The 12,708-nt window shown below is 63.1% G+C and carries 10 protein-coding genes; 7 read left to right on the top strand and 3 right to left on the bottom strand.

Going from position 1 to position 12,708, the window contains the following annotated elements; translation table 11 throughout:
* Nucleotides 1-40 precede the first annotated feature (40 nt).
* The 4 genes from HG549_RS13685 to HG549_RS13670 are packed head-to-tail and all read left to right on the top strand — an operon-like array spanning nt 41 to nt 4,135.
* Nucleotides 41-595 (top strand): polysaccharide biosynthesis/export family protein, encoded by a 555-nt coding sequence (locus HG549_RS13685; RefSeq protein ID WP_170030037.1) that lies wholly within the window; start codon nt 41-43, stop codon nt 593-595.
* Between the two features lie 24 nt (nt 596-619).
* Nucleotides 620-1,735, top strand: coding sequence for a hypothetical protein (locus HG549_RS13680; RefSeq protein ID WP_170030035.1), 1,116 nt, complete (start codon nt 620-622; stop codon nt 1,733-1,735).
* Nucleotides 1,736-1,754: 19 nt separating this feature from the next.
* Nucleotides 1,755-3,317 (top strand): Wzz/FepE/Etk N-terminal domain-containing protein, encoded by a 1,563-nt coding sequence (locus tag HG549_RS13675; RefSeq protein ID WP_170030033.1) that lies wholly within the window; start codon nt 1,755-1,757, stop codon nt 3,315-3,317.
* An 11-nt stretch (nt 3,318-3,328) separates the two neighbouring features.
* Nucleotides 3,329-4,135, top strand: a complete 807-nt coding sequence (locus tag HG549_RS13670) for a CpsD/CapB family tyrosine-protein kinase (RefSeq protein ID WP_170030031.1) — start codon at nt 3,329-3,331, stop codon at nt 4,133-4,135.
* Between the two features lie 80 nt (nt 4,136-4,215).
* Here HG549_RS13670 and galE read toward each other — a convergent pair whose 3' ends face one another.
* The 3 genes from galE to HG549_RS13655 all read right to left on the bottom strand — a co-directional run bounded on the left by galE (nt 4,216) and on the right by HG549_RS13655 (nt 9,443).
* Nucleotides 4,216-5,190, bottom strand: coding sequence for a UDP-glucose 4-epimerase GalE (gene galE / locus HG549_RS13665; RefSeq protein WP_170030029.1), 975 nt, complete (start codon nt 5,188-5,190; stop codon nt 4,216-4,218).
* 108 nt (nt 5,191-5,298) lie between these two features.
* Nucleotides 5,299-7,911: a cellulase family glycosylhydrolase gene (locus tag HG549_RS13660; RefSeq protein ID WP_170030027.1), complete on the bottom strand. Its 2,613-nt coding sequence runs from the start codon at nt 7,909-7,911 to the stop codon at nt 5,299-5,301.
* Nucleotides 7,912-7,916: 5 nt separating this feature from the next.
* On the bottom strand, nt 7,917-9,443 hold the full coding sequence (locus tag HG549_RS13655; RefSeq protein ID WP_170030026.1) for an O-antigen ligase: 1,527 nt from the start codon (nt 9,441-9,443) through the stop codon (nt 7,917-7,919).
* A 92-nt stretch (nt 9,444-9,535) separates the two neighbouring features.
* Here HG549_RS13655 and HG549_RS13650 point away from each other — a divergent pair, with 92 nt between their 5' ends.
* From HG549_RS13650 to HG549_RS13640, 3 genes are read left to right on the top strand one after another with little or no spacing between them, the layout of a single operon-like run.
* Nucleotides 9,536-10,912, top strand: a complete 1,377-nt coding sequence (locus HG549_RS13650) for an oligosaccharide flippase family protein (RefSeq protein ID WP_170030024.1) — start codon at nt 9,536-9,538, stop codon at nt 10,910-10,912.
* 42 nt (nt 10,913-10,954) lie between these two features.
* Entirely contained in the window at nt 10,955-11,149 is a 195-nt protein-coding gene (locus HG549_RS13645; RefSeq protein WP_170030022.1) for a hypothetical protein, read from the top strand.
* Nucleotides 11,146-12,612: a GMC oxidoreductase gene (locus HG549_RS13640; protein WP_170030020.1), complete on the top strand. Its 1,467-nt coding sequence runs from the start codon at nt 11,146-11,148 to the stop codon at nt 12,610-12,612. Before HG549_RS13645 ends, HG549_RS13640 begins: the two co-directional genes overlap by 4 nt.
* Nucleotides 12,613-12,708 lie beyond the last annotated feature (96 nt).

The following is a 12,708-nucleotide window of genomic DNA, read 5'->3' as shown; positions in this document are numbered from 1 at the left end:
TCAGTGCTCTTCGTCGGGCCTTTTGGCCGGAGGGACCCTCATGGTGCGTTCAATGTTTGCCGCGTTCTGCCTGTTGATGCTGGGAGCCGGTGCCAGCAATGCCGAACCGAACAGTACCTACCTGCTCAGCCCCGGCGATGTGGTGATGGTTTCGGTGTGGCAGGAAGACAGCCTGCGTCAGGAAGCCACGGTACTGCCCGATGGCAGTATTACCTTTCCCCTGGCCGGGCGTATCGAAGTTGCCGGGCTGGATGTAACGGCGGTGGAAAAACAAGTGGCCGCCAAACTCGAGAAGTTCCTCCCCGACCCGAACGTCAGTGTGGTGGTCAAGAGCATTGCCGGCAACCTGGTTTATGTTCAGGGCAAAGTGATCAAGCCCGGGCCGGTACAAATGGCCGGCCCTACGGCAGTGCTGCAGGCCCTGAGCATGTCCGGCGGCCTCGACAAGTTTGCCGATGAAAGCGAAATCAAAGTCGTGCGGGGTGCCGGCGCTTCCCAAAAAATCCTGCCTGTGCGATATAAAGACCTGGTGTCGGGCAGGGACATGTCCACCAACATCCAACTTCAGGCTGGCGATACGCTGGTCGTTCCTTGATCTTGCCTTTAATAAGAACACTTAATGCCTCTTCTTAGAACAACTCGCATTGCAACGGCAATCTTGGTCTTGCCATTTACCGACGCCGCCCTGGCGGCAAATTGGCAGTCGACGGTGGTAGTACCGACCTCCGTCGAATACGACAGCAACCCTTTGCTGCTGTCGTCGGATGAAAAGGGCATAACGCGCACGATCATCGCGCCCGATTACACCCTGATCGGCACTTTCGACCGTGATGAATTGCGCTTGGGGCTGGGCATGCATGTCATGCGTTCGTCCGACACGGCCGTGGTGGACAACCGTGAGGACCCGGATGTGAGCCTGGGCTGGCAACGCCAGACCGAACGTGGGCGCTTTGGCCTGCTGGCGCGCTACAACGAAAGTTCGACGCTGTCGGGGACAGTGCTGGATACCGGTGTGGTCACCACCGATGGCACGCAGAAGCTCTATACCCTGGCCGGCAACTGGAGCCAGGCAGTCACCGAACGTAGCACCTTGAGCAACGAGACCACCTACAACCGGGCGCGTTATGACATCAGCACGCTGACCGGTTACGACGAACTGGGCAACGTGTTCACCTGGACCTACGCCTGGAGCGAGCGGGCCGATGTGTACAGCCGCTTTGGCGTGCGCCGTTACGAGCCCGAGCAGGACCAGACGGCGACGGCTTCGAACAGTTACAGCCCGGCGATCGGCGTCAAGTATCAGTTGTCCGAACGCCTCAGCGCCGATGTCCACGTCGGTGCCACTGAAGTCTCCGGTAACGAAGGCGGCGGGCGTGGCGAGGGCGGGGTGGCGCTGCTGTACACCGGTGCGCGCGCCCTTGCCAGCCTCACCGCCGAGCGCAGCACGGTGGCCAGCGCCGAGGGCGGCTTCGCCCAGCTGGACCAGGTGCGCGGTGTGTGGAGTTACGCGGTCAGCGAGCTGACCCGGGTGGGGGCGGACGCCGCCTGGCAGGACAGCAAAGGGCAGACACCCAACACCCTGCAGACCTACAGCGTGTGGGCCAGCCGCGAGTTTTCGCCGTACTGGGACCTGCGCCTGTCGCTGATGTACAAGGAACGGCAGCAGGATCGCGAAGCCGATGCGAGCGCTACGATCGTGGGTTTGACGTTGACGTACAGGTACCCCGACATCTGAACTTCAGGCAGGTGGCCCCATGAAGTCTGACTACGAACTGTCCCTCAGAGATTACATCGCCATTATCAAGGACCGTGCCCTGTTATTGGCGGTGAGTATCGTAGTCATTCTCGCGGCGACCGTCGCAGTGGCGGTGATGGTGCCACCGATCTATCAGTCGGCCGGCACCATCCTGGTGGAGTCGCAGCAGATTTCACCCGAGCTGGTGTCGACCAACAACACCAGCTTTGCCGACGAGCGCATCGAGGTGATTCGCCAACGGGTGATGACCCGCGAGAACCTGCTGCGCATCATCGACAAGTACAACCTGTTCGCCGACGAGCGTTTCAGCGAAAGCGACAGGATCGACCAGATGCGCAGTGCCATCGTGGTCCAGCCCCTTACCACCTATGTGCGCGGGCGGGGGGAAGCGACCGTGGCGTTCAATGTGTCGTTCGAGCACAGGCAAGCGCAAGTGGCCAAGCAAGTCGCTGACGACCTGGTCACGCTGTTCCTCGACGAGAATCTCAAGCAGCGCACCGAGCGCGCCAACGAAACCACCGAGTTCCTGACCCAGGAAGCGAACAAGCTGGGGGCCGAACTGGCCAGCCTGGAGAACCAGCTGGCAGACTTCAAGCAGGCCCATGCCAACGCCTTGCCCGAGCACCAGACCCTGCGCATGAACATGCTGTCGCGCTCGGAGCTGGAATTCCGCGAAGTCGACCGCGACTACAAGGCCGCCCAGGAAGAGCTGCGTTACCTGGAGCTGGAATTGTCCGCGGCCAATGCCGGGCTGGCCACCAAGGTTGGCGAGGGCCCGCGGGCGACGACTGCCGACGAGCCCCAGGACCTGCCAAGCCTGAAGGCCGAGTATGCCCGGCTGCTGAGCCGCTACAAGGAAGCCCACCCCGACGTGGTGGCGGTCAAGCGCAAGATCCAGGCACTCCAGGCCAGCGGCAACGCAACAGCGGCGGTTTCCACCGGCAACCTCGATGCCGCGCGCGTGCGGGCCAAGATCAGCGCGGCACAGGAGCGCATCGCGTCGCTGGCCGAGCAGAAACGCGAACTGACCAGGAAGATGGAAGGCTACGAGGCCGAGATTCTCGAGGCGCCGCAGGTCGAGCGCGGCCTGGTGACCTTGATGCGTGACCATGACAACGCGCGCAAGAAGTACGAGGAAATCCGTGCCAAGGAGATGGGCGCGAAGATCACCGAGAGCCTCGAACAGGAAAACAAGGCCGAGCGCTTTGTGCTGCTGGAACCACCGCTGCTGCCCGAGAAGCCGATCAAGCCCAACCGCAAGAAGATCGCCGCCCTGGGCCTGGTGCTGGCACCGGCCGGGGGTGGTGCGCTGGTAATGCTGCTGGAAATGTTCAACCAGCGTATTCGCGGCGTCGGCGCCCTGGAGAACCTGTTGGGCAAACGCGTGCTGGTGGCGCTGCCGTACATCGATACCAAGGCCGACGTGGCCCGGCGCAAGCGTTGGCGCAACTGGCTGTTGCTGGCGGCGCTGGTACTGGTGGCTATCCTGATGGTGCTGGTGCACGTGTTCTACCTGCCACTGGATGTGCTGTTGTTCAAAGTCATGTCTCGGTTTGCATAAGGAAAGCAGCGATGGACGGGACCAAGCCGGCTGTTGGCCACACGCTTCACCCGGTGACCCCGGGTACCCCTCAGGCATTGTCTCCAGCCCCTGGCACGGCGCTGAGGGAAGTGCCTGGCGAGTTCGACTACGTCAACACCAAGGTGGTGCCGCTGCGCGCCGAGCACCTGGAGCGCCACCGCATCGTCGCGTACAACAAGAACTCCAGCATGAACGGGCCGATCGACCTGCTGCGCACGCAAGTGCTCAGGGCGATGGACGAGAATGGCTGGCGCACCCTGGCCATCACTTCGCCAACACCTGAAGCGGGCAAGACCGTGCTGGCCATCAACCTGGCCATGAGTATCGCCCACCACACCACCAGGACTGCATTGCTGGTGGACTTCGACCTGCGTCGGCCAAAGGTCGGCAGCAGCCTGGGCCTGCCCATGGAGCAGTCATTGAACGAGTTCCTGAGCGACCAGGCCGAGTTGCAGGACTGCCTGGTCAACCCGACGCTGCCACGCTTCGTGGTACTGCCCACGCGGGTGCCGGTGCCGATGTCCACCGAAATGCTGTCGTCGCCCAAGGTGAGCAACCTGGTCAGCGACCTGCGCAACCGCTATGAGTCGCGCATCTGCATTTTCGATTTGCCACCGTTGCTCAGCTCCGACGATGCGATCACCGTGATACCCAAGTTCGATTGTGTATTGCTGGTGGTGGCCAACGGCATGAACAACAAGAAGGAAATCGAGGATTGCCTGCACCACCTGGCCAGGGTGAACCTGGTCGGCACGGTGTTGAACAAGGCTGACGAGCAACCGCGAACCTATTATTGAGCCTTTTGCTGCCGGGCAGGCATTGCGCATGCCCGCTGTGGCAGCGGATTACCCGCTGCCACAGGTGTGCCCGGCGTGCCCTAGCGCTGGCGCATCAGCCATGGATACTGCAACTCCCACTGCCAAGCATGCCGCACGATCTGTTCCAGCTCGGCAAACTGCGGGCGCCAGCCCAGTACACGCATGGCCTTGCCAGCATCCGCCACCAGCCGCGGCGGGTCGCCCGCACGGCGCGGGGCATCGAGGCTGCGAATCCGTCGGCCGGTCACGCTCCCGGCGGTATCGATAACCTGCTGCACCGAGAAGCCCAGCCCATTGCCCAGGTTGAACGCGGTGCGTTCGCCACCTGCCAGCAGGTAATCCACCGCCAGCGCATGGGCCGTCGCCAGGTCGGCCACATGCACGTAGTCGCGGATGCAGGTGCCATCCGGCGTGTCGTAGTCGCGGCCAAACACCGTGATCGCGTCACGCCGGCCCGAAGCGGCCTGCAGGATCAGCGGGATCAGGTGGGTTTCCGGGTCATGGCATTCCCCCAACTGGCCCTGCGGGTCAGCGCCGGCGGCGTTGAAATAGCGCAGGCACACCGACTTCAGGCCGTAGGCGCGGTCGAAGTCCTCGAGAATCTGTTCGACCATCCACTTGCTCAGCCCATACGGGTTGATCGGCCCTTTGGCATGCGCTTCGTCGATCGGCACATACTGCGGGTTACCGTAGACGGCAGCGCTGGAAGAAAACACCAGGTGCCGTATGCCGGCATTGACCATGGCCTGCAGCAGGCTGAGGGTCGCCGCGACATTGTTCTGGTAGTACTTGCCAGGCACGCTGACCGACTCGCCCACCTGGATGTACGAGGCAAAGTGGAACACCGCATCGAAGCGGCAAACAGCGAACAGCACATCCAGGGCCGGCTCGTCGGCGATGTCCAGTTTCGCCCACTGCACACCAGGGCCGGGTGAGACCAGATCGGCCACTACCACCTCATGGCCAGTACCGAGCAGATGCTTGACCATGTGCGAGCCAATGTAGCCTGCGCCACCGACAACCAGAAACTTCATCCAAGCCTCCTGGACTCTGCTGTTGTTCAGCCGCAGTGAATCATCCCTGGTCAAGACCGGGCGGGCGCTTCAGCTACAGGTCTGTTTGAGGGTAGATGGCCATATGCCCTATTTCAAGAACAGCCAATTGGACATGTACTGGCCATCGAAGGTGATGCGGTAATGCCCATCCTGGTAGGCCACGGGCAAGGCTTTGAGCTGTGCCGCTGGCTCCCGGGCGTACAGTTTCAGGCCAGCAGGCGCCTTGATGTTCAAGGTGCCGGCAAGCGGCTCGACGTTGAACGCTGTGTTGGCATCGGCTTTGGGCACGGCCCGGGTGCCCAGCGACACCAGCAGCTCGCGCGACTGGCCCAAGGGGCGGCCGTCCAGGCTTTGCACCACGACGCTGGCATAGGGTGTCTGTGCCTGCACCTGGATGGCGCCAAGGCTGATCGAGCGGCCACCCAGCCAACCGCTGGCGGCTTGGGTCAGCGCGGTGTCGATGGTGTAGATGCCTTGTTGCCAGTTGCGTTTGAGTTCACCCGTGTCGGTAACTGCCTCGTTGGCGTTGGCCGCCAGCAAGGCTTGCCCCGGGTCGTTCAGCACCTGCGCATCGGCCGGGATGGCGGCAGGTTTCAGCCAGGGCAGTTGCGGCGTTTGCGGCAGGGCGATCTGCAATTGGCCCTTTTCCATGGCCGTGCGCAGCAGCACGGAATTGCGCGGGGTGATTTCCTGGCCGTACAGCGTGGCAGGCGTCGGTGCGAACACGTAACGGGTGGTGGCCGGGTGCACGTCCGCACGGCGGTAGAGCAGGGCGGCAGCGGGCAGGGTAGCGAGCATCGCCGGGTCGTTGTAGGCGTGCCAGTTGTCCGCCGTGCGCCAGCCTGGATTGAAGGCTTGCTGGCTGTAGGCATACTGCAGCATGGCGTCCCAGCCCTGGTGGCTGGCGGTAGCGGCCACATACAGCGGCAACGAATGACGATCGGGCAGCGGGAAGGGCTCGGCGTTCCACTCGCTGACGGTCATCGGCTTGCCGACCACCTGGGCGGCAGCGAGCCAGTCGATCATGCCGTCGCTGGTCAGTGGGTTCTTCTCCAGCTGGCCATTGGCGCCGTAGCTGTGGGCATCGATCACATCGCCTGCGCTCAGCGCTGGCAGCGCACTCAGGCCATTGCCGCCCCAGGTGCTGGTGGTAGCGATCGGTACTTTCACGCCGAAGTTGCGCAGGTGCGCAATCATGTCGGCATTGAAACGTTGTTCCAGGTCGTTGAGGAACAGCTTCGACGGGCCATGCTCCCAGGCATGCCAGGTAAGGTCGCTCGGCAGCCCATGCTGGCGGGCGAACGCCTTGGCAGCGTCCATGTAGCGTGCGCTGTGGCGGGGCACGTCCTTGTCTGGCAGCAAGGCGTTGCCGTAGTGCTGGGTGAGGTCGTCCTCGTTGGTGATCAGCACCGCGGCAATCGCCGGGTCATCCTTGTAGGCCAGGCCGGTGTACGGGTTCACATGGCCCAGGTACTGCTCGGCAAAGCGCTTCATGGCCTGCTGGATGCTGCGGTTGACATAGGCGTAGCCCTTCAGGTCGACATGATCCTGGCCCTTGGCGATCTCCTGGAAGTCGTCAATGTCGTCGTTGGCGGTAAGCGCGCGCTGGACGTGCATGTCCAGCCAGACGTAGATGCCTTCGTCCTTGAGCGCCTTGATCCACAGGTCGAGCTTGCGCAGCGACTCGGCATCGAGTTGGCGGGTATCACGTACCACGGTGGCGTCGCCGAACACGTTCGGGCTGACCCACGGCGAGTCGTGGTGGTGCAGGCGTACCAGGTTGAAGCCCAGCGCCGACAGGCGCTTGGCCTGGTGGCGGATTTCTTCGTCCGGGCTTTTGAACAATGCATAGGCGGACAGGTTGGTACCCCAGAAGCGCGCCGGGGTGTTGTCCTCGAACAGCAGCTGTTCGCCGACAGCCCTGACGAAGCCGCGCTTGCCCGCGGGCTTTTCCGCAGCGTTGAGGAACGACAGGTCGACCGGCGAGGTGCGCCAGTCCAGGTGGTCATCCGGCCAACGGCTGGGGTCGGTCAGGCCGAAGCGTTCGCTGGGCGTAGGCCCCAGCTCGATGTCACCGCTGATGTTCAGTACCGCCTTGATCTGCTGCTGGCCGGCGTTGATCGGGTCGTCGTAGAGAAACGCACGCAATTCGGACGGGTTGCCGCGCTCGAAATACACCTTGGCCAGCGGCGGGTCGAAGCGCATCTCGATGCGTCGACCCTGCTCAGCCTTGCCCCACGACCAGCCACGGTTGCCGGGCAGCAACTGCGGCGTCCCCATGCCCCCGGCAATTTGCCCCGGGTCGAACTGGAACACCATGCCACCGCCCATCACCCCGGCCTGGCGGCTGTGCGCGGCAAGGTCGAAAACCCAGCTCAGGGTTTGCGCCTGCTCCTTGCGTATATCCGCCGCCAGGTCGAAATCCAGCGCCTTGTTGCTGCCCTGCAGCGTGTAGTGGTAGGGGCCATTGACCTTGACCGCAGTGTCGAAGCCGGTCCAGCTCCAGTTGGCCGCCCAGAAGTCGAACTTGGCTTTCATCACCGGCCCGCCGCCGAGGGTCACCATGGGCAGGCCATTCTGTTCATCGACACTGACTTGCCAGGCCGATGCCCAGCCGGCAGAGGGTAGCAGGGCCAAGCCGGCCAGGGCCGAAACGCGCAGGGTTTGCAGGGCCGAGCGGCGCAGCAGAAGCAGGTTCATAGGCATCACCCGGTTTGAAGGCCTGAGCCGGCCAGCTCGCTGACCTGGCTGTCGTGAAGCCGCCGTACCATCTGGCTATAGCCCACGCCCAGCCCGGCGATCGTCCAGTACACCACCGGGATGAAGGTGATGCTGCTGACGGTGAAGATGATCACCAGGATGCCGGCCAGCGTCGCCAGCAACGCTCGGCCGAGCTGGCGTCGCTCGTCGTCCTTGTCGGCGAAACTGCGCATGGCCTTGCGCATGCCGAGCAGCACGCTGGCGAAGAACGCCAGGAACAGGCCGAGCCCGACCAGCCCGACCCGCAGTGCCACATTGATGTAGGTGTTGACGATGTCGATGATGCCTTCACCCTGGATCATCGATTGCATTTCCGGGGTATTGCGGAAATCGAACGAGCCGAACAGCGGGTTGCGCTGGATGACGATCCACGCATTGTCCATCAGCCGCTCGCGGTAGGTGATGTTGTCCTTGTCCACGTTGCCGATGTACGGCAGCAGGTCCAGTAGCTTGTCGCCACCGGGCACGGCGGTCAGCAGGGGCAGGGCCAGCATGCCGGCCGCAGCCAGCAGTGCCAGGCGCCTGAGCGCACCTTTGCCGAGGGCGACGAATACCACCACGATGACCATGGCCCCGATCCACGGGCCACGCGACAGCGGCGCGAACAGCCCGGCGGCCAGCAGCAGGGCTCCCATCAAACGCTGCCAGGGGCGGCGTACGTAACCCTGGACGAAGAGGAACAGGCCAATGGCCACGCTCATCACATAACCCAGCACAATGGCCTGCCCGGTGGTGACACTGGCGCGCAGCGAACCGCCGCGGCCCAGGTAGCCGGACATGCTCCATGGCACGCCCATGGCGTCGACCAGGGCACTGTACAGCAGCCAGTGGCGCACATACTCGGCAACGCCGATCAGGGCCAGCAGGAAGGAGGCGAGCACGAAGGCCAGCAGGGTGTCCTTGAAGTCGCTGATCTGGCGCAGGCCACGGCTGGCCACGTAATACGGCAGGAGCACGTCGATATACAGGTAAAACGTCTGGCGCAGGGTGTCGGTCAGGGTCGTTTCGCGCAGGTACAGCACGCTCATCAGCAGCAGCCCCGCCGCCAGCAGCCTGTCGGGCCAGGTGCGGCCGAAGCGCAGGGTGTCGCCTTGGCGGCGCAGGGCCAGCGCTGCCGGCAACAGCACGCACACGCTCAGCAGGCGGATATGGTTGAGTTCGACCAGGAAGTTGACCAGGCCGAACCCCGGCACCTGCAGCGAAGCCGGCGGGATCAGGAACAGCAGCAGGTAGAACAGCGCCATGGGGTTGTGCTCGCGGCGCCCGGCGATGTACAGGATGACTGCGCCTGCGCCCAGGTACAGCCAGAAACTGTGCGAGAAGAAGGCCAACAGGGTCAGCAGGAACCACAGATTGCGCCGGCGCTTGAAGTCGCGCAGCGGGATAAGGTCGCAGGCAGGCCGCCGGGCCAGCAGGAAGACCACGCTAGCCAGGAACAGGATGACGATCAACGCACGCAAATGTTCAGGCATCGGCTATGGGCACCTTTCCCTCGGTGGGCAACGGCTAGCATCGTGGCTAATTGAAACTATAGTGACTTTTTAGTCAGTCAGAGATTGATGTCATGCCGTCGATTGGTGTGTCAGCCGCCGCGAGCCTGCGCAAGCGGGCCCTCAAGGCCGGGTCGTGGAACCTGGTCTCGCAGGTGGCGTCACAAGCGATGCGCCTTGGCGGCAATCTGCTCATGGCCCGCCTGCTGGTGCCGGAAATGTTCGGGGTGATGGTCATTGCCAACACCGTTTCGGTACTCCTGCATCTGTTGTCCGATGTCGGCCTGCGGCAGAACATCGTGCAGAGCCAGCGCGGCGATGACCCGCAGTTTCTCAATACCGCCTGGACGGTGCAGATTATCCGCGGCCTGGTGCTGTTCGTCCTGACCGTACTGCTGGCCCTGGCGGCCTGGCTTGCCCAGCACGCCGAAGTGTGGCCGGCAGATTCCACCTATGCCGAACCCGAGCTGCCGATGGTGCTGGCCGCCACCGCGCTGTCGGCGGTGATCTGGGGTTTCCAGTCCACCAAGATAGATGTGGCTGTGCGCACTTTCCAACAGAAGCGCGTGGCGCTGGTCGACCTGGCCTCGCAAGTGGTCGGCCTGGTGGTGATGCTGGTGCTGGGTTACCTGACCCACTCGGTCTGGGCACTGGTCATCGCCGGCCTGGTGTCGGCCCTGGCCTGGACCCTGCTCGGCCATACTGTTCTCGAGGGGTCGCGCAACCGCCTGCAGTGGGACCGCAGTGCGGTGAACGAATTGATAGTGTTTGGCCGCTGGATCCTGTTGTCGTCGATGGTGGGTGTGCTGGCCATGTACGGTGACCGCATCTGGTTCGGTGCCAGCATGACCACGGCGCAACTGGGGGTCTATTCGATTGCCGTACTCATCCTGGGTGCGGTGCAGACCGCACTGATGAAAATTTTCGGGGCGGTGGCGCTCCCCGCCTTCAGCGAGGCAGCCCGGGCCGGCGACAAGGAGCGCCTGAAGGCGTTGTATCACCGCTTCCGCCTGCTGGTCGACCTGCTGGTACTGTTCATCTGTGGCGGGTTCCTCACTGCCAGCCCGTTGCTGATCGGCTGGATGTACGACGACCGCTACCGTGAAGCTGGCCCGATGCTGGCTATTCTTTCGCTGTCGTTCCTCACATTGCGCTATACCTTGGCACACCAGGTGTGGATTGCCCTGGGCCTGACCAAGTACCAGGCCATCGACAACATCATCCGCCTGGTCTCGCTGTGGGTGCTGCTGCCGTTGTTGCTGATGCTTGGCGGCGTGGACTGGGCGATCTGGGGGGTGGCACTGCACACCCTGCCGACGCTGGTGCTGATCGTGTACGTGAATTGCAAGCTGGATATCTTCAGCCTCAAACGTGAGCTGATGGTGCTGCCGATGCTACTGCTCGGCGCGCTTTGCGGGGCGCTGCTGACAGCCTTTTTCAACTGGCTGTGATGCGGCTTGCCGAAAGAAACTTTCAAGGGCACAGGCCGGGCCATGGACAAGTTGACTTTTTGTGCTGGGCAGTTGGGGCGCAGGGGCTTTATCCAGAGTTGTGTCTTGCTGGGCGTCGGCGGGGCAGTGTTCGCTACTGCTACAGCCATTGCCAGCGAACGTGGCGGCAAGCGCGGGCACGTGCTGATCAATGGCTGGGTGTTGCCGTCCCGTTACTTCCGGAACGAGCAAGCATGATCAAGGATTACCAACAGCAGAAGACCCTGCGCGACAGCTATGACGTCTGCATCATCGGCGCTGGCCCGGCCGGCATCACCCTGGCCCTGCGCCTGGCCGCCGCTGGCTGGCGGGTGCTGCTTGCCGAAGGTGGCGGGCGCGAGTATTCATCGCTTTCGCAAGACCTGTATGCCTGCAAGTCCACCGGCCTGGAGCTGTATGCCCAGGAATCCCGGCTGCGTTACCTGGGTGGCACATCGAACCACTGGGCCGGCCGTTGCCGGCCGTTCACGGCCTCGGATTTCGCCCTTGCGCCGATTGGCGGCTTGCCTGGCTGGCCGATCCCCTATGCGGAAATTGCCAGCTACCTGCCTGCCGCCATGGACATCGTCGACTTGCCACCTGGGTCGGATTTCGAGGCAATCAACAGCGGGCTCGGGGGCGACGAATTCGAACCGGACCGCTTTCTGCTCAGCCCGCCAACGCGGTTTGCGCAGAAATACGCCGTCGCCCTCGAGCAGACCGAAGGCCTGGACGTGTTCATCAACTGCAATTGCGTGGATCTGGAGTTCGACGAGGCCACCGGCAACCTGGCGGCGGTAGTGCTGTCCGATTACCAGCGTAACCGCCAGCGCCTGGTGGCGAGCACCTTCGTGCTGGCCACCGGCGGCATCGAGAATGCCAGGCAACTGCTCAACAGCGAATCGTTGCTGCGGGCGGGCATCGTGAGCAAGGATGGGCTGGTCGGGAGCTGTTTCATGGAGCACCTGAACATCGACCTGGGCACCTTCATCCTCAAGTCAGGGCTGGCCCCGGAGCCACGCGAGTACTTCACCACCGATACCTTCATTGACGCGTACAAGTCCGGCAAGGGCAATGTCAGGGCCGCCCTGTTGGCCGAAGTGCAGACCTACGGGCGCACGGCCGAGGTCAAGCACTTTCTGGAAAACCTGGCCTGCGACATGGGGGTCGCCAGCAAGATCGCCTTCGTCGCCCGCTTCAGTTGCCCCGGCGACGGCCTCATCAGCACCCTGATCGAACAGTTCCCCAACCTGCACAGCCGTATTTCGCTGCTGGACGAGAGGGACGCGCTCGGTGTCGCCAAGGTCAACGTCAACTGGGCCCTGAGCGCTGATGACCGGCACACCATCAAGTGCATTGGCAGTGAACTGGCCAAGCAATGGGCCGACACCGACCTGGGTTTCATCAAGCTCAATGACTATGTCTATGACACCTCGATACCGCTGAGGATGTCGCCACATGCCCACCACATGGGCACCACGCGCATGGCGTCCTCCGCACAAACCGGTGTCGTCGACCGCGATTGCAAGGTGTTCGGGATTGCCAACCTGTACATCGCTGGCAGCAGCATCTTCGCCACCGGCGGTGCCTCCAATCCGACCTTGCCGTTGCTGCAGTTTGCCTTGCGCCTGGCCGACCACCTGGATGCCAGGATGAGCGCGGCCAGGGATGCTGTGGGGTGATAAACGTTGTGAACGGGTTGAGTGCGTTGCGGTCAGCACCTACAAGAACGAGACCGGATGCGCCTCAGGAACAGTCCAGATTGCTTAGAGTGCGAG

The sequence above is a fragment of the Pseudomonas sp. SK genome, assembly GCF_012975065.1.
Classification (GTDB): Bacteria; Pseudomonadota; Gammaproteobacteria; order Pseudomonadales; family Pseudomonadaceae; genus Aquipseudomonas; species Aquipseudomonas anuradhapurensis.
The sequence above is the reverse complement of the archived record's forward strand: the minus strand, read 5'-3'. Positions and strand labels throughout refer to the sequence as shown.